15 protein-coding genes are annotated in these 26451 nt (G+C 61.1%); 5 read left to right on the top strand and 10 right to left on the bottom strand.

Annotation, left to right across the window (positions count from 1 at the left end):
• Window positions 1-4: 4 nt before the first annotated feature.
• The 7 genes from BLT42_RS01175 to BLT42_RS01145 form a co-directional block, all read right to left on the bottom strand.
• The gene (locus BLT42_RS01175) at window positions 5-835 is read right to left on the bottom strand and encodes a peptidylprolyl isomerase (RefSeq protein ID WP_091765498.1); all 831 of its coding nucleotides are present in this window, start codon (window positions 833-835) and stop codon (window positions 5-7) included.
• Window positions 832-1536, bottom strand: a complete 705-nt coding sequence (gene narI, locus BLT42_RS01170) for a respiratory nitrate reductase subunit gamma (protein ID WP_091765494.1) — start codon at window positions 1534-1536, stop codon at window positions 832-834. Before narI ends, BLT42_RS01175 begins: the two co-directional genes overlap by 4 nt.
• Entirely contained in the window at window positions 1533-2240 is a 708-nt protein-coding gene (narJ, locus tag BLT42_RS01165) for a nitrate reductase molybdenum cofactor assembly chaperone (protein ID WP_091765860.1), read from the bottom strand. The genes narI and narJ overlap by 4 nt, the downstream gene beginning before the upstream one ends.
• Window positions 2240-3766 (bottom strand): nitrate reductase subunit beta, encoded by a 1527-nt coding sequence (narH, locus tag BLT42_RS01160; RefSeq protein WP_091765491.1) that lies wholly within the window; start codon window positions 3764-3766, stop codon window positions 2240-2242. Before narH ends, narJ begins: the two co-directional genes overlap by 1 nt.
• Window positions 3763-7500 carry a nitrate reductase subunit alpha gene (locus BLT42_RS01155; RefSeq protein ID WP_091765489.1) on the bottom strand — a complete coding sequence of 1246 codons (3738 nt, stop codon included), beginning with the start codon at window positions 7498-7500 and terminating at the stop codon, window positions 3763-3765. Before BLT42_RS01155 ends, narH begins: the two co-directional genes overlap by 4 nt.
• 9 nt (window positions 7501-7509) lie before the next feature.
• Window positions 7510-9117 carry an MFS transporter gene (locus BLT42_RS01150; RefSeq protein ID WP_091765486.1) on the bottom strand — a complete coding sequence of 536 codons (1608 nt, stop codon included), beginning with the start codon at window positions 9115-9117 and terminating at the stop codon, window positions 7510-7512.
• Window positions 9118-9210: 93 nt separating this feature from the next.
• The gene (locus tag BLT42_RS01145) at window positions 9211-10536 is read right to left on the bottom strand and encodes an MFS transporter (protein WP_091765483.1); all 1326 of its coding nucleotides are present in this window, start codon (window positions 10534-10536) and stop codon (window positions 9211-9213) included.
• A 245-nt stretch (window positions 10537-10781) separates the two neighbouring features.
• Here BLT42_RS01145 and BLT42_RS01140 point away from each other — a divergent pair, with 245 nt between their 5' ends.
• The gene (locus BLT42_RS01140) at window positions 10782-11480 is read left to right on the top strand and encodes a helix-turn-helix domain-containing protein (RefSeq protein ID WP_091765480.1); all 699 of its coding nucleotides are present in this window, start codon (window positions 10782-10784) and stop codon (window positions 11478-11480) included.
• Window positions 11464-12030, top strand: a complete 567-nt coding sequence (locus BLT42_RS01135; RefSeq protein WP_143023988.1) for a molybdenum cofactor guanylyltransferase — start codon at window positions 11464-11466, stop codon at window positions 12028-12030. Before BLT42_RS01140 ends, BLT42_RS01135 begins: the two co-directional genes overlap by 17 nt.
• Here the strand turns inward: BLT42_RS01135 and BLT42_RS01130 are convergent.
• Complete coding sequence (locus BLT42_RS01130; RefSeq protein ID WP_091765474.1) at window positions 12020-13210, bottom strand: NnrS family protein; 1191 nt, start codon at window positions 13208-13210, stop codon at window positions 12020-12022. The two genes, BLT42_RS01135 and BLT42_RS01130, sit on opposite strands and share 11 nt — an antisense overlap.
• A gap of 141 nt (window positions 13211-13351) precedes the next feature.
• Window positions 13352-13858 (bottom strand): MarR family winged helix-turn-helix transcriptional regulator, encoded by a 507-nt coding sequence (locus tag BLT42_RS01125; RefSeq protein WP_091765471.1) that lies wholly within the window; start codon window positions 13856-13858, stop codon window positions 13352-13354.
• A 323-nt stretch (window positions 13859-14181) separates the two neighbouring features.
• Here BLT42_RS01125 and BLT42_RS01120 point away from each other — a divergent pair, with 323 nt between their 5' ends.
• From BLT42_RS01120 to BLT42_RS01110, 3 genes are all read left to right on the top strand, one after another.
• Window positions 14182-16770 (top strand): TonB-dependent receptor, encoded by a 2589-nt coding sequence (locus tag BLT42_RS01120; protein WP_091765469.1) that lies wholly within the window; start codon window positions 14182-14184, stop codon window positions 16768-16770.
• 86 nt (window positions 16771-16856) lie between these two features.
• On the top strand, window positions 16857-18848 hold the full coding sequence (locus BLT42_RS01115; RefSeq protein ID WP_091765466.1) for a tetratricopeptide repeat-containing sulfotransferase family protein: 1992 nt from the start codon (window positions 16857-16859) through the stop codon (window positions 18846-18848).
• Between the two features lie 9 nt (window positions 18849-18857).
• The gene (locus BLT42_RS01110; RefSeq protein ID WP_091765463.1) at window positions 18858-20456 is read left to right on the top strand and encodes a BCCT family transporter; all 1599 of its coding nucleotides are present in this window, start codon (window positions 18858-18860) and stop codon (window positions 20454-20456) included.
• Window positions 20457-20693: 237 nt separating this feature from the next.
• Here BLT42_RS01110 and BLT42_RS01105 read toward each other — a convergent pair whose 3' ends face one another.
• On the bottom strand, window positions 20694-26372 hold the full coding sequence (locus BLT42_RS01105; RefSeq protein WP_091765460.1) for an Ig-like domain-containing protein: 5679 nt from the start codon (window positions 26370-26372) through the stop codon (window positions 20694-20696).
• Window positions 26373-26451: the final 79 nt, after the last annotated feature.

Genomic DNA, 26451 nt, shown 5'->3' with positions numbered 1-26451 from the left:
TGGGTCACTGCACGAGCGGCGATGTCGCGCCGTGCAGTTCAACACCGGAAATTTTCGCCTCACCGACAACCAGTGAGACAAATTGAGCCACCGCCCGCCGCCAGCTGGCATCGCGCAGGAACTCTTCGACCAGGGGCCGTGCAAGTTCGAATTCGGGCACCTGGCCACGCACCAGCTGATCCAGCCGGATAATGTGGAAGCCATAGGGCGTCTCGATCGCCTCGCGCGTCATTTCGCCCTGGCGCAGCTTCATCATCGCCGTCTCGAAAGCCGGCGTCGTCTGGCCCCGCGTCACCTGTCCCAGCCGGCCACCATCGGTTGATGATGAACAGTCGGAGCGGTCACGGGCAATACGTTCGAAATCATCGGGGCGGTTTTGCAGGTGCTCAACCAGAGTCTGTGCTTCCTGCCGGGCCCGTTCATAGCTGTCGGGATCGTCCTTGCTGGCCTGCAGCAGGATATGGACCGGCTCGTAGAGATCGGGCGCACGCAGCTTGTCGGCATTATTGGTGAAATAGCGCCGGCAGGACTCCTCGTCCGGATCCGGCGTCGTCACCTCGCGATCCACGAAAGCCTGGATCAGCGCGTCTTCCTCGACCTCCTTGACCGCATCGGCATCCGAAGCGACAGGCGCCTCGATGCCGCGCGCCCGGGCGGCCTGCAGCAAGGCCTCGCGAATGACGAGCGCCTCCGCTGCAGCCTGCCAGGCCGCCTCAGGCCGGCGGGCGGGGTGATGCTGGGTCTCGGCCGCTATGGCCTTGGCCGGGATGACGACACCATTGACCGAAACTTCCGGCGTCGGTGGCTTGGGTGTGATGATGGAATGTCCGGTCATTTTTCAGCTCCGGGAACGGGCTTGCGGCGCACGACCTGATAGCCCTGGCGGAAGATGTAACGCAGCGGCGCGCTGAACATGTGCACCAGCCGGGTGAAGGGGAAGACGAGGAAGATCGTCAGCCCGAGCACGAGGTGTGCCTTGAAGATCCAGTGCGCGCCCATGATGTAGCTGGCGGCCCGGAAATCGAGGGTGAAAATACCCTGGGCCCAGCTCATAAAGGTCGTCATCTCATGGCCGTCGAGATGCTGGACCGAGATGAAGATCGTCCCGAGACCGAGCAGAAGCTGGACATAGAGCAGGATCAGGATCGCATTGTCGGCAAAGCTGGAATGCTTGCGGATCCGCGGATCGGCGAAGCGGCGATGCATCAGCAGGGTCGCACCGATCAGGGCGAGCGTGCCGGCGACGCCGCCGGCGACAATGGCGAGGATCTGTTTGGCGCCATGCGAAATGCCGAGCGCGTCAAACACCGCGATCGGTGTCAGAAGCCCGACCAGATGGCCGAAGAAGACCACCAGCACACCGATATGGAACAGGACCGAACCCATCACCAATTGGCGACGGCGCAGCAATTGGCTGGACCCCGCCTTCCAGGAATAGGGCTCGCGATCATAGCGGATGATGGAGCCAATCGCGAGGACAGACAGCGCGATATAGGGGTAGATGCCGAACAGGGCCGTGTTGAGGTATTCACTCATCTTTGCTCTCCCTGGCTACGCACCGATACCGCCGGCGCGGTCGGCAATTTCATTTTCTCGAGCATTTTCTCGGCGACATTGCAGCCTGCTTCGCCGGGACCGAATGTGACCGGCTCTTCAGCCCAGGCCTTGTCGAGAGCCTCCAGATCGTCGGCCTCCTCATCCTCGGTCTGGATCTCGACCGGAGCGGCCTCGGCATCCATCGTCGCCAGCGTCAGCAAGGAGCGAAAGACGGCGGCATAGATGCTCTTGCGTTTGCGCAGACGATCACGCAGCGCCTCGAGCACGTGCGAGGTCTCACCGAGCAGGTCGGAGGCCTCAGCCAGAGGCAGGGTCGAGAGAAACTCCAGGAAGAGCGGCAGGAAATCCGGCAATTCCTTGGCGTTGATCTCAAGCCCCTTCTCGCCATAGACGTTCTGAAGGTCGACCATCGCCTGGCCGCGCGCGCGGCTTTCGCCGTGAACATGCTCGAACAGGTGCAGCGACAGGGTCCGCGAGCGATCAAACAGGCTGACATAGCGTTCCTGCAGATCATAGAGATCGCGGCTCTCCAGCTGGTCGATCAAATGCCCGAGACGGGTCTGCTGTCCGACGGACAAGAGCCCCTCCTCGGCCAGCACGGCCTTGAGTTCCGGTCCGGCACCCTGGATATCGGCCGTCGGATAGCTCAACAAAGCCGCCATCACCTTGAATGTCTTGGCCATCATGCCTTCTCCATCGGTGTCATCGGTTTGTTGGCTTTGCCCTTGCCGAACAGCGAGCCGACGGTGGAACCGTCCGAACAGCCATTGCCGAAGCTGAAGCCGCACTCGCCGCGCAGGTCATAGGCGTCTTCAGCCCATTCCCGGTGCGTCGTCGGGATCACGAAACGATCCTCGTAATTGGCGATCGCCATGATCTGATACATGTCCTCAATCAGATCCTTGGTCAGGCCGACGCGCTGAGGAATGCTTTCATCGATCACGCCATCAACCGTCTTGGCCCGCATATAGGCGCGCATGGCGAGCATGCGTTCCAGACCGGACGCGATCGGGGCCTCGTCACCGGCGGTGAGCAGATTGGCGAGATAGCGCAGCGGAATGCGCAGGGAGCGCACATCCGGCATGCCGTCCTGGATATTGATCGAGCCGGCCTCGGCCGCCGCATTGATCGGCGAGAGCGGCGGCACATACCAGACCATCGGCAGGGTGCGGTATTCGGGGTGGAGCGGGAAAGCAATCTTCCAGTCGATCGCCATCTTGTAGACGGGCGAGCGTTTGGCCGCTTCCAGCCAGGCTTCGGGCACGCCGTCGAGACGAGCCTGGGCCTGCACGTCCGGATCATGTGGATCGAGGAACATGTTGAGCTGGGCCGGATAGAGATCCTTCTCGTCCGGCACCGAAGCGGCGGCCTCGATCTGGTCGGCGTCATAGAGGACGACACCGAGATAGCGGATCCGCCCGACGCAGGTTTCCGAGCAGACGGTCGGCTGACCAGCCTCGATGCGCGGATAGCAGAAGGTGCATTTCTCCGACTTGCCGCTCGACCAGTTGAAATAGATCTTCTTGTAGGGGCAGCCGGAGACACACATGCGCCAGCCGCGGCATTTTTCCTGATCGATCAGGACAATGCCGTCTTCCTCGCGCTTGTAGATCGCACCCGATGGACAGGCTGCCGCACAGGCCGGGTTGAGGCAATGCTCACACAGCCGCGGCAGATACATCATGAAGGTGTTCTCGAACTCGCCATACATGGCTTTCTGAATGCCTTCGAAATTGGCATCCTTGGAGCGCTTGGAGAATTCACCGCCGAGAATTTCCTCCCAGTTGGGACCCCATTCGATCTTCTCCATACGCTCGCCGGAGATCAGCGAACGTGGCCGTGCTGTCGGGAAAGCCTCGCTCTCGCCGGCACGCTGGAGGTGCTGGTAATCGAAGGTGAAGGGTTCGTAGTAATCGTCGATTTCGGGCAGGTCCGGATTGGCGAAAATCTTCGCCAGAATCCGCCATTTGGAACCCATTTTCGGCCGCAGCGAACCATTGCTGGCGCGGGTCCAGCCGCCATTCCAGCGCTTCTGGTTCTCCCAATCCTTGGGATAGCCAATGCCGGGCTTGGTCTCGACATTGTTGAACCAGGCGTATTCAACGCCTTCGCGATTGGTCCACACATTCTTGCACGTCACCGAGCAGGTGTGGCAGCCGATGCATTTGTCCAGATTGAGGACTTTGCCGATTTGCGCACGAATCTTCATTCCGCTGCCTCCATGGCGTCTGCGGCCGGACCTTCGAGCCAGTCGATCTTGGTCATTTTCCGGACGATCACGAACTCGTCGCGATTGGATCCGACAGTGCCGTAATAGTTGAATCCATAGGATTGCTGGGCATAGCCACCAATCATGTGGGTCGGTTTGAGTGTTGTCCGCGTGACGGAGTTATGGATACCGCCGCGCTGACCGGTCATTTGCGAACCGGGCACATTCACCGTCTTTTCCTGGGCGTGATACATGAAGAGCGTACCCTCCTTGATCCGCTGCGAAACCACGACCCGGGCAACCAGGGCACCATTGGCGTTATAGGCTTCCACCCAGTCATTATCCTCGAGACCCGCCTTGGCGGCATCGGTCTCGGACATCCAGACGATCGGGCCGCCGCGTGACAGGGTCAGCATCAGCAGATTGTCTGTATAGGTGGAGTGAATGCCCCATTTCTGGTGCGGCGTGATGAAGTTGAGCACGATCTGCGGCTCACCATTCGACTTGGAATTGATCACCGGCGCCACGGCCTTGGTATCGATTGGAGGCCGGTAGACGCACAGGCCCTCACCGAATGCGAGCATCCATTTATGGTCCTGGTAGAGCTGTTGGCGGCCACTCAGCGTACGCCATGGAATCCGCTCATTGATATTGGTCCAGCCGGCATTATAGCAGACGTCCTCGCTCTCGATCCCCGACCAGGTTGGTGAGGAAATGATCTTGCGCGGCTGAGCAACGACATCGCGGAAGCGGATCTTCTCGTCTTCCTTCGGCAAGGCCAGGTGCGCATGTTCGCGCCCGGTCGCCTTCGACAGGGCGTTCCACGCCTTGACGGCGACTTCGCCATTGGTTTCAGGCGCCAGCATCATCAAGGTCTCGCAGGCATCGATCGCAGTATCGATCCTGGGCTGCCCCTTGCTGATACCCTCCTCGAGGACGACACCATTGAGCTCGCCCAGCAGATGGACCTCGTGCTCGGTATTCCAGCCGATCCCCTTGCCGCCATTACCCAGCTTGCCCATCAATGGCCCGAGCGAGGTGAATTGCTTGTGCAGATTGGGATAATCGCGGGTCACGACGGTGATATTCGGCATCGTCTTGCCAGGGATCGCCTCGATCTCGCCCTTGCTCCAATCCTTGACGTCGAGCCCCTGGGCCATTTCGCCCGGGGTATCGTGCAGGATCGGTGTCAGCACGACATCGGTTTCCACGCCGAGTTCTTCAGGGGCGATTTCGGAGAATTTTTTCGCCAGACCCTTGAAGATTTCCCAGTCACTGCGCGCTTCCCAGGCCGGATCAACGGCCGCAGTCAGCGGGTGGATGAAGGGGTGCATGTCAGAGGTATTGAGATCGTCCTTCTCATACCAGGTCGCCGTCGGCAGGACGATGTCGGAATAGACGCAGGTGGTCGACATGCGGAAGTCGATCGTCACGAGAAGGTCGAGCTTGCCGCGTGGCGCTTCAGCGACCCATTTGACTTCGCTCGGCCGCATCTCCTCAGGGGCTTCCTCGCCCATGACGCCATTATTGCCGCCAACCAGATGCTTGATGAAATACTCATGCCCCTTGCCGGACGAGCCCAGCAGGTTGGAGCGCCAGACGAAGAGATTGCGCGGCCAGTTCGCCGGATTGTCCGGGTCGTGACAGGACATTTCCAGCTCGCCGCTCTTGAGCGATTTGATCACATAATCAGCCGGCTCCAGCCCTTGCGCCTTGGCGCTGGCGGCAATGGAGAGCGGATTGGTCTGGAGCTGCGGCGCCGAGGGTAACCAGCCCATGCGTTCGGCGCGGACATTGTAGTCGATCATCGTCCCGTCCCACGAGCCTTCCGGCGCGGTGGGTGACAGAATCTGGTCAACGCTGAGCGTCTCATAGCGCCACTGATCGGTGTGGGCATACCAGCAGGAGGTCGAATTCTGGTGGCGAGGCGGACGGTTCCAGTCGAGGCCGAAGGCGAGCGGTTGCCAGCCGGTCTGCGGTCGCAGTTTTTCCTGGCCGACATAGTGAGCCCAGCCGCCGCCGGACTGGCCGATACAGCCACACATCACCAGGAGATTGATGATCCCCCGGTAATTCATGTCCATATTATACCAGTGGTTCAGGCCAGCGCCGAGGATGACCATCGACTTGCCCTTGGTCTGCTCGGCATTGCTGGCGAATTCACGCGCCACGGCGATGATGCGGTCACGCGGCACACCGGTAATGGCCTCGGCCCAGGCCGGCGTATAGGGCATCATGTCGTCATAGGAAGTGGCGACGAAATCACCGCCGAGCCCGCGATCCAGCCCGTAATTGGCGCAGAACAGGTCAAACACGGTGGCGACCATCGTCTCGCCGTCCTTGAGCTTCAGCTTTTTGACCGGGATCTTGTGCACCAGCACATCGGGGTGGTCGGTGCCGGTGAAGGCATCATGACCCTTATTGGCGAAATAGGGGAAGCCGACATCGACAACATCGTCCTGGTTCTCATCAAGGATGAAGGTGGTTTCCAGGTCTATCTCTTCGCCCTGGCTGTCCTTCTGCTCGATATTCCACTTGCCCGACTGGCCCCAGCGGAAACCGATCGAACCCAGCGGCGTGACGATCTTGCCGCTCTTGCGGTCCCAGGCGACGGTCTTCCAGTCGGGATTATTATCCTCGCCGAGATCATCGCTGAAGTCAGAGGCCCGGACGAGGCGCCCCGCAACATAGCGGTCGCCCTGTTTTTCAAGGCGAACCAGATTGGGGAAGTCGGAGTTTTCGCGCACATATTTGTCGAAATACTCAGCCTGGCGGTCAAGATGGTATTCGCGCAGCACGACATGGCCGAAGGCCATGGCCAGGGCGGCATCGGTACCCTGTTTCGGATTGAGCCAGACATCGCCGAATTTGGAGGCTTCCGAATAGTCCGGACAGATCACCGCACTCTTGGCACCGCGATAGCGGGCCTCGGTATAGAAATGGGCGTCGGGCGTGCGCGTCTGCGGCACGTTCGAACCCCAGATCAGCAGATAGCCGGCATTGAACCAGTCTGCGGATTCAGGAACATCGGTCTGTTCGCCCCAGGTCATCGGGCTGGCAGGCGGCAGGTCGCAATACCAGTCGTAGAACGACATGCAGACGCCGCCGAGCAGCGACAGATAGCGTGAGCCCGCCGCATAGGAGACCATCGACATGGCCGGGATTGGCGAAAAGCCGAACACCCGGTCCGGACCATAGGTCTTGGCGGTATAGGCGTTGGCGGCGGCGATGATTTCGGTGACTTCATCCCAGTCACCGCGCACCAGACCGCCCGCGCCACGCTTGGAAACATAGGACTGGCGCACCGCATCATCCTGCTGGATGGAGCGCCAGGCGGCGATCGGTGGCAGGGTCTTGCGCGCCGCGCGCCAGGCCTTGAGCAGGCGCGACCGGATCAGCGGATATTTCACCCGGTTGGCCGAGTACATGTACCAGGAGTAGCTGGCACCACGGGCGCAGCCACGAGGCTCGTGATTGGGCAGGTCGGGCCGTGTGCGCGGATAGTCGGTCTGCTGGGTCTCCCAGGTCACCAGGCCGCCCTTGACGTAGATCTTCCAGCTGCACGAGCCGGTACAGTTCACGCCATGGGTGGAGCGCACGATTTTGTCGTGTTGCCAGCGCTTTCTGTAGGAATCCTCCCAGCCCCGACCTTCGGTCGTGGTGATGCCATGCCCGTCGGAAAAACTCTCCGATGGCCGCGTGAAAAAGGTAAGACGGTCGAGAAAATGGCTCATCAGGGCCTCCTATGGGTTTTTCACGTAAGCGCCGGGGCGCAGATAGAACCACCAGTTGAGAACAATGCAGACACCGTAGAAGACGGCAAATCCGTACAGGGCAATTTCCGGCGTGGTGGCGCGGATCTGTTCGCCCAGCACTTGCGGGATGATAAAGGCGCCGTAGGCGGCAATGGCCGAGGCCCAGCCGAGAACCGGTCCGGTTTGTTCGCGATCAAACACGACCGCGATGGTGCGGAAGGTCGAGCCATTACCGATACCGGTGGCCGCAAACAGGATCAGGAAGAGGATCAGGAAGGGCACGAAAAACTCTTCAGGCGTCTCCGAGCCATAGGCGAGCTTCATGCACAGGGCGACGCCAATGGCCGCGACAACCATCACGACGGAGATGATCTGGGTCACCAGGGCGCCGCCGAGCTTGTCAGCGATCATGCCGCCAACCGGCCGGATCAGGGCGCCGATGAACGGGCCCGTCCAGGCGAACATCAGGGCGCTGGGCCCGTCCGCATTGACTGTGGTGTGGGTCATCACCCCGTCGACCAGGATGTGCTGGAAGCCGAAAATGACCTTGATCGCCAGGCCAAAGGCGGCGCTGAAGCCGATGAAAGAGCCGAAGGTCATCGTATAGATGACCGTCATCGCCCAGGTGTGCTTGTTTTTGAAGATCTTGTACTGACGCTCGAGGCTGTCGTGGATCGGTCCGGGGATGAGCTTCAGCGCAAACACTGTCGCCGCGACCACGCCCGGCAGGACCAGCCATTTCGACACATTCCAGCCTGAACCACCGGCATTCTCCGGCAGCATCAGCCACAGGCCCGCCGCCGCCATCACCAGGCCGATCGCCAGCATGCCAATGATCTTGGCGAAGGCTGCGATCGGGGAACCGATATTCGGCGATACATATTCATCGCGGATATTATTCATGCCCACCCAGGTCGCGATCACGACCGGGATGAGGATTGCCACCCAGATGAATCCGGCATTGTGCAGGAAGGTCTCGGTCCCGGCCGGGATGCGGCCGATCAGGGTTCCCGAAGTGTTTTGCAACACCAGCGAGGTGCCGCCGAACATGCCGACCGTCATCACCAGCGGGATCAGGATCTGCATCGTGGTGACGCCGAAATTGCCGAGCCCGGCATTCATGCCCAGGGAATAGCCCTGGACCTTTTTCGGGAAGAAGAAACTGATATTGGACATCGAGCTGGCGAAATTTCCGCCGCCAAACCCGGACAGCAGCGCCATCAGCTGGAACTGCCAGAGGGGGGCCTCGGGGTTCTGCAGGATTACAGCAGTCCCAGCGGAGGGGATCAGCAGGAGTGCCGTTGTCAGAAAGATGGTGTTACGGCCACCTGCCAGACGTATGAAAAAGGTCGATGGAATTCTCAGGGTCGCACCGGACAGGCCCGCGATCGCCGTCAGCGTGAACAGCTCGGCCTGGGTGAAACCATAGTCCAGATTGATCATCTGGACCGTGATGATGCCCCAGTAGAGCCAGACAGCGAAGCCACACAGCAAGGCCGGGATCGAAATCCACAAATTGCGAGCGGCGATGACCTTGCCGGTTGCTTCCCATTGCACGGGATCTTCCGGGTTCCAGTTCTTCAGGTCCTTGCCCATAAGGGGCTCCTTGATTGGTCTTGTGGTTGGTACCGGACTTCACCGCCTGTATTCCCGGGGAGAGAAATGGACGCGGTGAAGTCCGGTCCCGTCTCAGCGCTGGGCCGAGGCGGGAATGGGGGATGATGGCAAGTCGGACAGGGAGGTCTCCCCGGCCAGCGCCGGGAATTTGCGATGCTCCTGCCGGCGAATGGCGACATGCATCCAGACCAGCGAGACAGCGACGAGCACGAACATCAGCATGAAGCAGCTGGTCCAGATCCCGGTCAGGTCATTGACGATGCCGAAGGAAATCGGGAGGACGAAACCGCCCAGTCCACCGATCATGCCGACCAGACCACCGACGCCACCAACATGGTGGGGGTAGTAGACCGGGATGTGCTTGTAGACGGCGGCCTTTCCGAGCGACATGACGAAGCCGAGGGCGATCGTGAGGACCGCGAATACCGGCACGCTGGTCGCGAGGCTGAATTCAATCGGCCCCTGGATCCCGTCAACGATGTAGTGGGTCGCCGGATAACTCAGGATAAAGAGGCAGATGAGCGAGACGATGAAGGTGAGATACATCACCGCGCGGGCACCGTATTTGTCGGACATCCAGCCGCCGAGTGCCCGGAAGACCGAGCCAGGCAGCGAGTAGGCCGCAGCCAGCATGCCGGCGGTCTGCAACTCCAGCCCGTAGGCACCCACATAATAGCGGGGCAGCCAGGAAGCGAGCGCGACGAAAGCGCCGAAGACGAAGAAATAATAAGTAGCGAAACGCCAGACCCGCGGGTCGCGCAGGGGCTCCAGCTGCATCAGGGCCGAAACCGGCTTCGCACCGGTCTTGCGCCGCTCCACCAGGGCCGGGTCATCCTTCGCAAAAATCCAGAACAGGATTGCGAGGACCGTGAGCACGGCCGCGTAGATCAATGCGGTCTGTTGCCAGCCGAACGCGACCACCAGAAAGGGGGCGCCAAAATTGGTGACCGCCGCGCCAACATTGCCGGCGCCGAAAATGCCCAGCGCCGTGCCCTGGTTCTTCGCCTCATACCAGCGAGAGACATAGGCGACACCAATGATGAATGAGCCACCGGCCAGGCCGACACCGAGCGCTGCGAGGAGAAAGAGCGGATAGGTATTGGCTTGCGACAACAGCACGGTCGCGAAGGCTGTGGTCAGCATCTGGATCGGGAAGATCAGCCGGCCACCATATTGCTCGGTCAGAATGCCGAGAAAGACCCGGCTGATCGAACCGGTCAGCACTGGCGTGGCGACCAGCAGGCCAAATTCGGTCTCGGACAGGCCAAGCTCCTGCTTGATGCTGATGCCGATAATGGAGAAAATCGTCCAGACCGCGAAACAGGCGGTAAAGGCGATCGTGGTCATGCCCAATGCCTGATTTTGCTGGCCGCGCGTTACGCCTTCAAGCGAATTCATGTCTCAGTCCCCGTCTCACACAACCCGTGTGGTTGCACTGCAGGACTGTCAATAAAGGGGCCAGGACCTCGCCACAACCGGACAGCGCGACGCGCGTCACAACGCCGCAACTAATTGAAATAAAATAGCAAAATTACTCACCCAACCAAACATTCATTGACTGACGACTTACCGGAATCGGACACCCCAGTTGATGTTTGTCAAAGAAACATTATAGGATTTGCGGGCATAGCTCCGGAGCCTCCATGAGACCACAAGATTGCGAATCAGTGCGGGCACTATCCCTGTTCCAGGACATGGATGCTGCGGTCTTCGAACGCCTGATCAGCGCCGCCTATCTGCAGCGCTTTCCCGCACAGATCGAATTGATCACGGAGGGCGAGTCGGCCGATTTCCTCTATATTGTCGTTGCGGGCTGCGTTGAACTTTTCTCAACCGCCAATGGCCGCGAGACGACCATGGCCCTGGTGCGCCCGGTCTCGACTTTCATTCTGGCTGCCACCATCAAGGACGCGCCCTACCTCATGTCGGGCCGGACGCTTGAGGCCAGCCAGATATTGCTGGTGCCATCGGACGACGTCCGCCGGGCGTTCGCAGAGGATGACAAGTTCGCGCGCGCCATCGTCACCGAGCTGGCGAGCTGCTACCGCGCTGTCGTCAAGTCGATGAAGAATCTCAAGCTTCGCACCTCGGTCGAGCGCGTCGCCAACTACCTCCTGCGCATGCAATCGCGCGCCGGCGGCACCCATGTCATGGAATTGCAGATCGGCAAACGTCATCTGGCCTCCATGCTCGGCATGACACCTGAAAATCTGTCCCGGGCGTTCGGGGCCTTGCAGGCGCATGGTGTGACGGTTGATGGCCGCCAGATCACGATTGAAGACACGGAACGCCTCATCCGCTACGCCAAACCATCCCCGCTGATTGATGATCCAAGCTGTTGATATGGGACGGATCGCCGGATTGATCCTCGCCGGCGGCCAGTCGAGTCGGATGGGCCGGGACAAGGCCCTGCTCACATGGCAGGGCGAAACCCTTCTGTCTCGCGCACGCACCCTGCTGCGCAATGCCGGGGTCGATATGATCTTTGTCGGCGGCCGCCCGGATCAGCCCGACGGCCTGCCCGACAGCGAGCCCCATGCCGGGCCGGCACGCGCCATTCTCGATGCGGCCGGCCTGTTGCGAGACCGGTGCGATCAGATGCTGGTCATCCCGGTCGACATGCCACTCCTGGGCCCGGACCAGCTCAGCCCGCTGCTCGGAGGTCATCCGGGCCGGGCGCACTGCTGGCAGGGCCACCCCTTGCCGGCGTTAATCCCTGTCGCGGCCTGCGATGGCCTGGCGAACGATGCCATTTATTCCATCAAGCGCTTGCTCACCACGCTCGACGCAAACCCCCTTGCCGTCGCGCCCATACTCGCTGGCCAGCCCGACCCGTTCAGCAATATCAACACACCGGAGGCCCTCGCCAGCCTGGACGCGATCAGCCGCTGACCGGGCTGGTCGGCTTCGATCCGAACAACATCGGCGCATAGCCGATACAGAACAGCAGGAAGGCCCCGCTCCACAGCGTCGCACCGGCGGCCAGCAGGAGCGTGTCATTTGCGTGCAATGCGGCACATACGCGAATAATCGCCCCGAGATGGGCGAGGATATAGATCAGCGTCGTCACCGTGTCGGCCTTCCGGGCGCGTCCGGTATGGCCCAGGCTCGCACGGGTCATCACTGCCAGCGTCATGGTGCCGATCAGGCCGGCCGCCATGGCATGCAGACCGGCGGAAGCCGTAATGGCTGCGGGCCAGGCAATCGCCGCCCCGATCAGGACAACCGAAATCCCGAGCCAGGCATATCCGGCATGCAGCGACCAGACGAGCGGTTCGGCCAGGGTGGCCTGCCCTTTCCACCGGGCCAGCCGCACCAGCTGCGTCAACCCGGCGAACACCAGCAAACCGCCCGTCAACAGATGGGCCGGCGCGATAACCCATCCCAGCAGCGCGAGAGCCAGCACGCCAATGGAGGCTTTGTCATAGGCCTTCATCGGGCCAGGCATCGTGGCCGTGTGGGGGCTGGTGACCGATGCGAGCCAGTTACGGGTAAAGCTCGGAACGATGCGGCCACCGATCAGGGCGATCAACAAGGCCGCGACCGCAAATGTCCCGCGAATGGCGGCGAGATAGTATTCGGGGGCGTGAAACAGAAGGTGAGACAGCGCGAACAGGGTGAGCAGTGCAACGACGGGCAGATTGCGCCAGTTCTTTCCGGCCATGACCTCCCGGAAGGCGACCGCCGCGAGAACGAAGAGGAAGGCGATATCCACCAAGGCGGCGATCATCCCGTCAACGGCCAACACCGCAATTCGCCCGGCGACCCACAACCCGAAGAGCGCCGCAAGCCCATTGCCGGCAACAGGTGCGCGGCCGGTCCAGTTCGGGATCGCCGTCAGAGAGAAGCCGCAGATAATCGCGGCAAGATAGCCATAGAGCATTTCATGGGCGTGCCCCGTCAGCCCCAGCGATGCGAAGGGGCCTGATCCGCCGCCAGAAAATTCCCAGACCCAGATGGGAACCAGGGCTGCAGCCCAGAACGCCCCGGCCAGGAAGAAGGGGCGGAAAGCGTTTTGCAGCAAGGGCGGGGCGGCGCGCCGTTGCGCGCCCCGGTCGGCGGTTCGTTCCATTATCGTGTCTCTGATCCAGGTGAACTTGATATTTCTCAAGCCTAGCCAAAACCACCACAATGCCGATGAGACGCATTGTCACGGAGCGCGCATCTTTGGACGGGAGTTCGCCGCGTCAGGATTCCCTCGCTGACCTGAGTTTCAGACCCTTGGATCGGAACCGGATTCACCCGCCCCGGTCCGGCGGACATCACCGACATCGAGAATTGGCGCCGCATCCACGTCTTCCGCGCTCATCAATTCCGCAAGCCGCTGGAGCGAAGCGATCAACATTTGCTGCTCCCAGTCGGCGAGCTCACCAAATGATTTCAGGAAACCGGATTGAAGGGCGGGCGGTGCATCGGCCAGGCTTTGCCGACCGGCATCACATATCTCGATATGGACACTTCGACGGTCCGTCTGGCTACGCTTCCGGGAGATGAGGCCCCGTTGCTCAAGCCGGTCGAGGATCACCGTCACGGTCGGCTGGCTGAGCGAAACCTCCCGTGCGATGACGCCGGGCGTCACCGAACCCTTCTGGGAGAGCGTCTGCAACACAATCCGTTGTGACGATGTCAGCCCGCTGGCTTTCATCAGTTTTTTCGAATGAAGGTCAACGGCCCGGACGATCCGGCGTACGGCGATCAGCACATCATCCTGCCTGCTCATCCGGTGTCTCCATCAACCGCCGCCAGCCCCTAAACCTAACCGCCTTTTCCCCGGTCGCAACTCGTCATTCTGGTCTTTAGAGAACGAATTTTCCAAGCCCTTCAACTAGCAAAGAGGCACCCGAAATCATCACCAGAATTCGTCTCAAAAATGCAACGCGAACCATATCTTACCGGAATGTAACGCCTATCTTCGCTTCGGGGGGCCACCAAGTGACGAACGGCCACTTCGGAAGGTCGTTAGACGTCTATATACATATGGCTATTTCGGGACGGATCGCCTAAACAGCTCAAATCAGAAAAATCATGAGGTAACTGAGAGCCATGCTCAAAAAGCGCGCGCTTACGACGACCATTTTGTCATCCGCCCTGCTTGCGGCCGTTGCGACCGGCATTGCTGCGGCGCAAGTGGAAACCATCACGGTGACCGCGACAAAACGGGAAGCCAGCACCCAGTCGATCCCGATCGCAGTCAACGCGATGGGAGAAAGCACGCTCGAAGAACTTCGCGTCAATGTTTTCACCGACTATCTCATGCAGCTTCCAGGCGTGACCGCCGGTGGCTCCGGCCCCGGCCAGAACACGATTTACATTCGCGGCCTTGCTTCGACGACGCCAAACCTCACCACAGCCGGCGTGGCCGGTCTGGCTCCGAATGTGGCCTTCTATCTCGATGAACAGCCTCTGGGTCAGCCCGGGCGCAATCTCGATGTCTACGCAGCCGACATCAATCGCGTCGAGGTCCTGCCGGGACCACAGGGCACGCTTTACGGTGCCAGCTCGCAGGCCGGCACCGTCCGGATGATCACCAATGCCCCTGTCATCGGTGAGTTTGAGGCATCTGCCAGCTTCGGCATGTCATTCACCGAAGGCGGTGAGATGAGCAATAATGTCGAAGCCGTCATCAACCTGCCGGTCTCCGAGAACTTTGCCTTGCGCGGCGTGGTCTATTACGACAACCAGGGTGGATATATCGACAATGTCGCCGGGACTCGCTCGGCGATTGAAAGTGCCCGCTTCCGTTCCGCCGGAACCATGCGCGCGAACGGTGTTCCAGTGAGCGCCAACCGCGCCGGTTTCCAGGCCGGAGCCGATTACACGACGAACGTCACCTATATCGACGCGGATAACGCCGCACTGGTCGAAGACGACTTCAATGACACCACCTATCAGGGTTTCCGTGTCAGCGGCTTGTGGGACATCAACTCCGATTTCAGTCTTCAGGTAACTCACACCCGGCAAGAGCTGGATAGTGATGGCGTCTTCTTCTCTGACCCGGAGCTCGGCGATCTGGAAATCCAGCGCTACGAAGCCGATGAAATGGAAGACTCCTTCCACAACACGGCCTGGACGCTGGAAGGCCGCCTCGGCATGCTCGATGCGGTTTATACGGGCGCCTATACCGACCGCCAGACCAACCAGCGGGTCGATTATTCCGACTATCTCTTCGTCGGCCAGTACCTGCCCTATTATATCTGTGACGGTTCGGTCTCCTATCCCGGCGCCGGCGGGCCATCGGGCACGTGTCAGGCACCGAATCTGTTTGTGGATTCATCAACGGACACTACGGTCTTCACGCAAGAACTGCGCTTCAACACCCCGGAAGATCGCCGGTTCCGCGCAACATTCGGCGGCTTCTACAGCGAGCTGGAACTGGCGGAGCGCAATGACTTCACCTATCCTGGCTCGGTCAATGCGGTGCTGTTCGGCCAAACCGGCTTCTCACCGAATTATCCCTTCACAACCGGATATATTTCCGATCCGGGCCCATTCCCGGCGGGCGTCATTTTCCGCAATGATGTTCTGAGAACCGATGTTCAATCGGGCGTGTTCGGTGAAGCCAGCTTCGATCTGAACGATCAGTTCTCGATCACCGTGGGAACGCGCTATTACGATATCGAAGTCGATCTCGAGGGCAGCGCCAACTCCTCCTTCTGTAACGGCTTCCAACCGGACGCCAATGCATTCGGAACCGATATTTCCGATCTGTATAATGGCGATGGCGCCGTGACCTTCCACGGCTCCTGCAACACGGCGGATCACATCACCTATACCGATCCGAATGCTGCCGGCATTCCGGCATCGGTGGCTGCGGCCCTCGCCGCTCCCGATGCAGCGCGCACGGATGGCTTCATCTTCAAGGCGACCGGTCAATGGACGCCGCGCGATGGCATGCTGTTTTACGCCACCTATTCCGAGGGCTTCCGCCCCGGTCTGCTCAATCGTCCAGGCGGCGCAGCCGGCCCGGGCGGATATACCGTTCCCTTTGCGCTCGAGAGCGACGAGGTGACCAATTATGAGTTCGGCTGGAAGCTCGACCTGGCGGACAACCAGCTGCGCTTCAACGGCAATGTCTTCTTCGTCGATGTCGAGAAGCTGCAAACCACGATTTTCGATCCGTCCATCGTCAATCTCTTCTTCTCGGACAATGCGGCGAATGCCGAGATCCGGGGTTTTGAAGGCGATGTGACCTGGGCGCCGAGGGATATTCCGGGCCTCACGGTCACCGGGGCCTTCTCGATGCTCGACACCGAGATCACGGAAGTCCTGACCCCCACCGATGACGTGCTTGTCGGCTCGGAACTGGCCTTTGCTCCGGGTTTTCAGGGTAATATCCGGGCTCGTTACGAATGGGAGCTGGACAATGGTCTGACGGCACACGTCATGCCACAGCTGATCTATTCCGGTGACTCCGTCAGTGACGTCATCGAGATCAACAAGATTGAGCTCGATGCCTACACCATGGCCAGCTTCTCAACCGGCCTGACCAGTGATGGCTGGAGCATCGAAGCCTTCGTCAACAATCTGACCGACGAACGCGCCCAGTTGAGCAACAACTTTGTCTATGACCGGGAGCGGGTCACCGTCGCCCGTCCGCGGACATGGGGCATGCGGGTGCGGGTCCAGTACTGACCCCGCCCTTGGCTGAGCTTAGCTAATACCTAGACTGGGCGTCCTGTGTTCTTGCGGGACGCCCAGTTTTATCCACGGATACCAATTTGCCCGACGAAACTGAAACCCAGTCCGATCTGCTGCAGGCCGTGCAGGCCCGCATGTATGCGGGCGAGTTTCGCGACGCTGTCACCCTGCTGGATGAGGCGATCAACTCCGACCCGGTTTCCGTCGAGGCGCGCTATATGCGCGCGGTCTGCCATCGCTATCTGAAAGACGCTCCTGCCGCCGCTGCCGATCTTGCGGCGCTCAAGCAAATGGCGCCGGATTTTGGCCGCGCCTATCAGGAAGAGGGACACCTGCATCGCGATAGCGGCAATTCCAAACGCGCGCTGCTGGCCTACCAACGGGCCTGCCAGTTCAATCCCGCCCTGCTGGCCAGCTGGAAAGCCCAGGCGGCCGCATTGCGATCACTCGGCCGCGCCGCAGAAGCCGATCAGGTTGAGGCCCAGGCCCGGCGACTCGAGAGTTTGCCCAAGGACCTCGTTTCCGTCACCCACCTTCTTTACGAAGGCAAACTGCTGAAAGCCGAGCAACTCTGCCGCGCCTACATGCAAAAGCACCCACACAACATTGAAGGCATGCGCCTGCTGGCAGAAATCGGGAAACGGTTCGGCGTGCTCGAAGACGCCGACTTCCTGCTCGAGACCGCGCTTGAACTCGACCCGGACAATATCCAGCTCCGGCTGGACTTCATCGATGTGCTGCGCAAACGACAGAAGTTCGAGGCCGCCCTGGCGCAGGCCAAGGCGCTGCATGAACGCGAACCGGACAATCCGCTATTCCAGTCCCATCTGGCGATTGAATCGATGCAGACGGGTGATTTCGACAAGGCGCTGGCGCTGTTCGAAACAATCCTTCAAGCCTTGCCGGAAGACCCCGCTACGCTCACCTCGCGCGGCCATGCCCTGAAGACGCTGGGCCAGCAGGATGAGGCAATCGCCTCCTACCAGTCGGCGGCGCGGATCAAGCCTGACCAGGGCGATGCCTGGTATGCGCTCGCCAATCTCAAGACCTACCGTTTTTCCGATGATGAACTGGCCAGATTACGGTCGCAGGAAACCAGTCCTGATCTGGGGTTTCAGGACCGGATCTATCTGTGTTTTGCCCTTGGAAAGGCGCTCGAGGACCGCAAGGATTACGCTGCGGCATTCGAGTATTATGAGCGCGGCAATGACCTCAAGCGCGCCCAGACCCGCTATAAATCAGATCAGATGGAAGAAGAGCTGGAGGCCCAGGCCAGCATCTGCACATCGGAAATGTTCGAGAAACAGGCCGGCAACGGGTGCCCGGCGCCAGACCCGATCTTCATTGTCGGATTGCCGCGGGCCGGCTCGACCCTGATCGAACAAATCCTTGCCTCGCACAGCCAGGTCGATGGCACGCTGGAACTGCCCAATATTCTAGCCCTTTCGCACAGGTTGCGCGGCCGCAAGCGGGTCAGTGACCGGACTCTCTATCCGCGTGTCCTGAATGATCTCGAGGCCGACAAGCTGCGCGCGCTTGGTGAGGATTATATCGAGAATACGCGCATCCATCGCCAGGGTGCCCCGTTCTTCACCGACAAGATGCCGAATAATTTCCGGCATATCGGCCTGATCAAGCTGATCCTGCCGAATGCGAAAATCATCGATGCACGCCGCGGGGCCATGGCGTGCTGTTTCTCCGGCTTCAAGCAATTATTCGCCGAAGGCCAGGAGTTCACCTACGGGCTCGAGGAAGTCGGCCGTTACTACAAGGCCTATGTCCGCTTGATGGACCATTGGGACGCGGTCCTGCCTGGCCAGATCCTGCGCGTGCATCACGAAGATGTCGTCGACGATGTCGAAGCCCAGGTCCGGCGGATACTGGATTTCTGCGGCCTGCCCTTCGAGCAGGCCTGCCTTGATTTCCACCATACCAAACGTGCGGTGCGTACGGCCTCTTCCGAGCAGGTCCGCCAGCCGATCTACAAGCAAGGCGTCGCCCAATGGCGCCGTTTTGAACCCTGGCTGGAGCCGTTGAAAACGGCTCTGGGAAATGAACTCGCCGAAGTCTGAGGAGACAGGATGCCCCGGAGATTTTACAGAACGTCGCACAAGACCGGCGAAGATAATGTCGAAGTCCTGGGCCTGGATGTTCACAATCCGGTGTTTTTCATCGCGGCCGTGCTCGTCGTCACCTTCATCGGCCTGACGCTGGCGTTTCCGCAGTCGGCATCGGACGTCCTGCTCGCATCACGCGCATGGGTGCTGGAGACATTCGACTGGCTCTTCGTGTCAACCGTGAACATTGTCTTCCTGTTCGCACTCTTCATCATGGTCTCGCCGCTCGGCCGTTTGCGCATTGGTGGCCGCGAGGCGCGCCCGGACTTCTCCACCGCGTCCTGGCTTGCGATGCTGTTCTCGGCCGGGATCGGGATCGGCCTGATGTTCTGGGGGGCCGCCGAGCCGCTGGCCTACTACACGAACTGGTTTGGCACCCCGCTCGGAGTCGAGCCTGAAACCCCGGCCGCACACGATCTGGCGCTAAGCGCGACCATGTTTCACTGGGGCCTCAATGCGTGGTCGATCTATGCGGTGATGGGGCTGGCGCTGGCCTATTTCGCCTTCTCAAAGGGCTTGCCTCTCACGGTGCGCTCGGCCTTCTACCCGCTGCTCGGCGACCGGATCTGGGGCTGGCCGGGACATATCATTGACCTGCTCGCGGTGATCGCGACCCTGTTCGGCCTGGCCACGTCCCTGGGTCTCGGTGCACAGCAGATATCCAGTGGCCTGCACTATCTTTTCGGGATCGAGGCCGGCATCGGTTTGCAGATTGCCATTATTGCCTTCATCACCCTAATCGCCACCGTTTCGGTGGTGCGCGGCCTCGATGGCGGCGTGAAGGTCTTGTCCAATATCAACATGGCAATGGCGGCACTCTTTATGCTCTTCGTCTTTGCCGTCGGCCCGACCCTGCTTATCCTGGGCGGCTTCTGGGACAATACGATCAATTATGTTCGAGACTTCATCCCGTTATCAAACTGGATCGGTCGCGACGACACGGAATGGTTCCACGGCTGGACGGTATTCTACTGGGCCTGGTGGATATCCTGGTCGCCCTTTGTCGGCATGTTCATCGCCCGCATCTCGAAGGGCCGGACAGTGCGGCAATTCCTGTTTTGTGTGATTTTCGTTCCGCTCCTCGTCACCATCGCCTGGTTTTCAACCTTCGGCGAGATCGCGCTGCTGCAGGCGGAAACCGGTATCGGCGAACTGGCCAACGGGATTGATGAAGTCTCACTCGTCTTGTTCCAGATGCTCGAAAACCTGCCCTTCGACCAGATTGCCTCGATGATGGCGGTTATCCTGGTGCTGATCTTCTTCGTGACGTCGTCAGACTCGGGCTCACTGGTGGTCGACAGCATTACCGCCGGCGGCAAACTCCACGCCCCGGTTCCCCAGCGTATCTTCTGGGCCTGTATCGAGGGGCTGATCGCCATTGTCCTGCTCTATGGCGGCGGAGCACAGGCCCTCACGGCGTTGCAAGCCGGCACGATCGCCGTTGGCCTGCCCTTTACGATCGTCCTGCTGGTCTGCTGCGTCAGTCTCTGGAAAGGCCTGTCCGCGGACTCGCGTGCCCTGCGCAAGCAAGAGCGCGAGGAAGTCGCCGCGAAGCCCGGCTAGGCGGCACCCTTGCCCACCGGATCAGCTGACGCCAGGAACTCCACGCTGTGAGCGACTGGAGGCAAGGCGGGTGGGTAAAAGGCCCCGCCTGCGCTCGCGGAGTCGACGCTGGACCGGCCACGATGGAGCATTCGGCTATCGTCCCACGGACGTGCGCACACAGGCGCACACAGGAAAACGGGCGGACCGGCAGGCCCGCCCGTTCTCTCTGTTCCAGCTTCGCCGAGCGACGCGGCGCTAGAAGCTGGAGCGCAGCTCCACGCGGACCGTATTGGCCGAGAAATCACCATCGCCCAGACCCGAGAAGGTCGATTCGATGCTAAGGCTGGCTCCCGGCATCAGCTGGCCGCGCAGACCAAGCCGGGCATCGGCGCGAACTCCGCCTGTGCCAACCAGACCACCGTCCTCATCCATCAATCGCGCGGCGTCATAATCCCACACACCGGTGAGCTCCACGCTCGGCTCCCACCAACCGCCCGAAGGCGTGTTGAAACGGTAGGATATCTGCGGACCGGCCTGGAAACGGCCGATGGCGATGGTCTGTTCCGGGATATCGATGCCGAGACTGTCGGTATAGGCCGCCTGGCTCTCTTCGAAATGCGCCACACCAGCGGTCGGACGGACCCGCCAGTTACCCGAGCGCCACTCGCCGGTGAGGTTCATCCGGACCAGCGAACGCGTAGTCGTGAATTCATCCTCATAGAGACCGAGCGGATCGACCGTGTTGTCGGATTCGCCATACATTGCAGTCGCGTCGAACCAGAGGCCGTCACCGATCTCGCGGACCAGATAGGGTCCGGCGAGCCAGCCGCTGCCTTCAATCCGGGCGCCACGAATGGCCCCTGCCCGTTCGGCGATATCGTCGGCTGTGTCGTCCATCCAGTCGTGCTGGAACATGACACCGATAATCGTCTGCTCGCCGAGCATCCAGTCAGCCCCGAGCTGCACCAGGCCGAAGGCGCTATCGGCAGCGTCGCCGGCCCGGTCATCGGAGATCGACGAGTAATTCGCCGAGAACCAGATATCGATGCCGTTATCGGCTTCGTCGATACGAGCCTCCTCACCCTCCATCTGCGGTGCCGCATCGCGGGCGGCGTGGCGCATGCCGGACAGGCTGGCGACCATCGACACATTGCGCGTTCCGCCATTGATGTCAGCGGCAAACTGGCCGGGCGAGCGCGTATCGCGATCCTGGACGCGCCGGGTCAGATCCGGTGCGGCCTGGAGAATGCGATCGCCGCGCCGGACCATGAAGTTGCGGATGGCGCGTTGGGTCGCCAGCTGGACCTCTGCCTCATCACGGGTGTTGGCGAAGGTGCAGACAATGACCTCATTGGCGTCCAGATCGATGTCGACCCGGCCCGCAGCGGGATCGATGACGCTGCCGCCATCTGTGTCACCAACGCAGCTGATGGTATCGAGACGCCAGCCGGCGGGTACTGATTGCATCACGTCATAGGTGCCCAGCAGTTTGCGCACCGGTGGGCTGGCGGCGTAGCCGGCCTGGGTGGTCAGGCTGAGAGCGTCCAGATCGGTGTCGCTTGAGGTGAAGACGAAGGTCTCGTCACGCTGGAGACCGCCCGGCGTGGTCGAAACCAGCTGGATCGTGCCACGGCGTTCCGCGATCGAGACGGTGAGCGGGATGGCGACGACGATGGTGTCACCGCTGGCGCGCGTCTCGGCATTGGGCCCCTTGGCCGCGGCACCGCCGCCGCTGAGATTGATGACGGTTACCGTGCCGGTATAGGTGCCGGCCGGCAGGTCATTGGCCAGTTCATTGACCGTGATGGTCAGCTCCACCTCGCCGAAGGCCGGGATCGTGCCGGTCAGCGGATCGACATCAAGCCAGTCCACATCGGCCTCGGTCCGGAACTGAACCGGCTGGCTGCCGGGATTGGTCACCGCGGCTGTGGCAGTGACGTCCGTCGGATCCTCGACATCGCTGCCCAGAACCACTTCGACTTCAATCGGCTGCGCCACGGCGTCGATCGAGGCGTACGCTGCCACATTGCCGTTGCCGGCGGCATCTTCCGCGAGTTCGGCATCGACCGTGATCTCGATCATGCCGATCGTCTGTGGTGTGACCAGCACGGTGTATTCCAGCGCACTGACCGCCACGAATTCGGACAGATCGGCATTGGAGGCTGTGATGTCATCGACCTCGAAGCCGGTGACATCCTCGGAGAAGGTGAAGCTCGCGGTGAAGGGTCCCTCTGTCTCCTCACCGGGCAAGGTAATCGCCAGGGTTGGCGGGATATTGTCGGTGATGATGGAGAATTGCTCCGCGGCCAGATTGGCATTGCCCGCCGCATCAATGACTGTCTCCGCGGGCAGATCCACCGTGACGGGGCTGCCGGCCGTGGGCGTCACCGTGAGTTCATAGGCCGCGCCGCTGCCACTCAGATCGGAGAGTTCGGCATTGGCGACGACGAAGTCTTCGAGCGCCAGATCCGTTACCTCTTCAGAGAAGGTTACCGTCAGCGTGAAGGCTCCGATCGCCGGCTCGGCGGCATCGCTGCTCAGCACCACGGTCGGCGCAGTGCCATCGGTGCTGATGGTGAACTGCGTCGCGGCTGTGTTGTCATTGCCCGCCGCATCCTGGGCGGCACCGGCGGCAAGGTCGACGGTGACATCACCGTCGGCGGCCGGCGTGACCGTGACCGCGTATTCCGCGCCGGAACCGGTCAGCTCGGACGCGGCACCATTTCCGACGACGAGATCCTCGAGGGCCAGGCCGGTCACAGCTTCAGAGAAAGTCACGGTCAGCGCGAAGGCACCCGAGACCGGGTCTGCGGACTCGGTCGAAAGCACCACTGTCGGCGCGGTCACATCGGCCGCGATGACAAATTGGGCCGCGGCCAGGCTTGAATTGCCGCTCGGGTCCTGCGCGGCGCCTGCCGCGAGATCCACTGTGACATCGCCGTCGGCCGACGGTGTGATCGTGACCGTATATTCAGCCTGGCTCGGTTCGACGCCGGCGTGCACCGTTCCGTCACGGGGCGCGTTCTCCTCAGGCAGAGCCGTGCCGGAGAAATCCGAGGCGGTGCCATTGCTGACGACGATGTCCTGTAGAGCCAGGCGGCTCACGGACTCAGAGAAGACAATGTCGAGCGTGAATGCGCCGGCAACCGGTCCGGTTTCTGCCGAGGACAGAACCACCGTCGGCGCGATCACGTCATTGACGAGCGTGTATGTCGTCTCATTGGCGCCGGTCGGCGTCAGACTGGCCAAGGATTGCCCGCTATAGTCGGCAATATCATTTCCGGCCAGAAGTGACAGCGTCACCACACCGTTCAGGGACGGCAAATCACCGCCATAGGCCACCACTCGGTAGGCCTCGGGGCCCGTCTCCGCCGCGACGGCTCTCGCAGGTCCGGCGAATCCACCAGAGCCGTAAGGCCTGACGTAGAAGCTTGCCGTCGTGCCATCGAGCGCGAAATCCGATTCTTCCAGGTTGATGACGGGTTCCGAGAACGTGACGATCCATGCGAGAGTGTCGGAATCGGTTATTTCGGTGGGCCCGGCGCGTTCGATCGAAACGAGCTCTGGCACCGAGAGATCATGGGCCACGCTCAAGGTTTCATCCCCGGCCAGACTGTCATTCCCCGCAATATCGGTCATCACGCCCGCGGCGATGGCGATCGTCACCTCGCCCTCGGCCAGCGGCGAGATGGTGAAGGAGAAGGAGTCGCCGTCCTGGGCCAGAATGGCCGCCGTGGCATTGGTGAGGGTCAGATCGGCCGCCGTGAAGCCGGTGACCACCTCGTCGAATGTGACGTTCACCACAAAATCGCCGCTCGAATAGCCACTCGAGTCGTCCAGCGACAGCTGCGGCGTCGGGCCGAGATTGTCGACCGTGACGATGCGCTCATCCGTCCCGCCGCTCGGAGCGAGCGTTTCGAGCCAAAACCCACCGGCATCCGTGGCGTCAGAATCATAGCCCAGTTCGAGTTCGACCGGTCCATTGAGCGAGGCGAGATCTCCACCGGCCGCTTCCACGACATAGACCGTGGGCTGTGACTGCGTCACAGAAGTGATGGTCGCCGTGGTCCCGGCCACACGAAAATCGTCTTCGGAGACATTGTCGAGCTGTTCCGAAAAGCTGACGGCCCATGTCAAGGTATCGGAATTGGTCGGAGAGCCACCAGTGGTGACAAATTCGACAGACGTCACGCTGGGCGGCGTAAAGTCATACAGGTAGGAGGCCTGCTCCGGCGCCGCATGGCCATTGCCCGCGATATCGGTCGCCGCGCCCGCGGCGAGATCAACCGTCACCAGTCCGTCGCCTGCTGGCGTAATCGTGGCGACATACCCGTTCCCGAAGGTCCTGAGGTCTGAGGCCGTGCCATTTCCGACTATGAATTCATCCAGCTCAAGCCCGGTCAATCGCTCGCTGGACAACATAATGAGCGTAAGCTGACCCGTCTCCTCAACCTCATCCGTGTCGATGATGAACTCCACGACGGGCGCTGTGCGATCAAGCGTATAGGCAGTTTCCTTGGTGCCGGTGGCAACATAGCTCCCCAGGTTGTTGCCATACTCGTCGGGATAGGGGCCACCCTCAATACTGATATAGAGGCCGCCCTCATACGTCAGCAGATCGCCGCCGGATGCCGTGACATAGAAGCCGACCGAATAACGCTCCACCTCGATCGTCCCCACGTTCACATTCCGCACCCTGAAGGCTTCAGGTGGAAGACTGTAGCCAGACGAAATGCTCGAGAACTGGAAGTCCCACGTCAATTCCGTTGCGTTTGTCAGCTCCGATGTCGAAGTCACTCGGCGAATATGGGCCAGAACCGGCGCGGTATTCGAAACATCGAAATAGTTTTCATTGGCCCCTGACGGGGTCACATCGACCAAGGCGCGGCCGTCGGTGTCTTCGATATCCTGTGAAGCAGAGACGCCGAGGGACACGATCCCCTCCAGCCCGGCGAGGTCGCCGCCGCCTATCCGGACTTGCCAGGCATTTCCGCCGGCCGACTGTGCGGTGAGAACCGTGGCAGTGCTGCCGGTCACGCTGAAATCAGTCTCATCCACTCCGGTCACAGGCTTGGAAAACGCAACAAGCCACCAGAGGTAATCCTCGTTTGTCGTCTCGCTCAAAGGGTCGGCGCGTTCGATCGAGAGTATGGTTGGCGGGCTCAAATCGGCCGCGATCGAAAATTGCGGCGCGGCCGGATTCGGGTTGCTGGCATCATCATACAGGCTGCCAGCGGGAAGATCGACCGTTACGGTGCCGGTGGCGGACGGCCGGAGGGTGAAGGAGGCGGTGTACGCCCCCCCAAAGGAAAAACTCTCTACCACGGCATTACCCACCACGAGATCGGATTGGGTGAACGCGACAATAATGTCGGACCATCCGGCCTGCGGCGTACAGGTCATGGTCACGGTAAATACATCGGTCACCGGCGCAGCCGCCGTCGTGGCAAAGGCGCACTCCGGCACGGTATTGTCGATCGTGATGGGCGATTCAGACACGGCAGCCAGGTCGGTCAGCGCAACCCCGGTCAGACTCTCGATATCCTGACCTGCCTTGAGTCGGACCCAGACCTCCCCGTTCATATCCGCCAAGTCGCCACCGGAGACTTCAGCCCAATAATACGAGGCGCTGACGGCGGTCCAGCCAGTGATGGTAGCGGTCGAACCGATCACCTCGAAGTCGGACGGATCGACATTGCGCACATTCGCATTGAATTGGAGCGAGGCGGTGAACGAATCGGCATTGGTGTAGGTCGGCCCCCCCGTGGACAAGAGGCGCGGCGCGGGATCGCTTGCCTCGGCGCCGGGCGTCAGGCCTGCGCCCGCAACGAGGGCAGCGGCGAGCATGGCCGTCACCAGCCCCGCCGTTTTCGCACCAGTGCCGCGACACATGCGGACGAGCCTGCCAAATGCAGCCGAACCAAAACCGATCATCTTGCCACTCCCTCTAATCCCGGCGCGCGACGGACGGCGACTCCCCCCCGAAGCCGCCACCCGCCTGTCGCAATGCCCT

The sequence above is a fragment of the Maricaulis salignorans genome (assembly GCF_900103475.1).
GTDB lineage: Bacteria > Pseudomonadota > Alphaproteobacteria > Caulobacterales > Maricaulaceae > Maricaulis > Maricaulis salignorans.
This window is presented reverse-complemented; position numbering and strand designations above follow the sequence as displayed.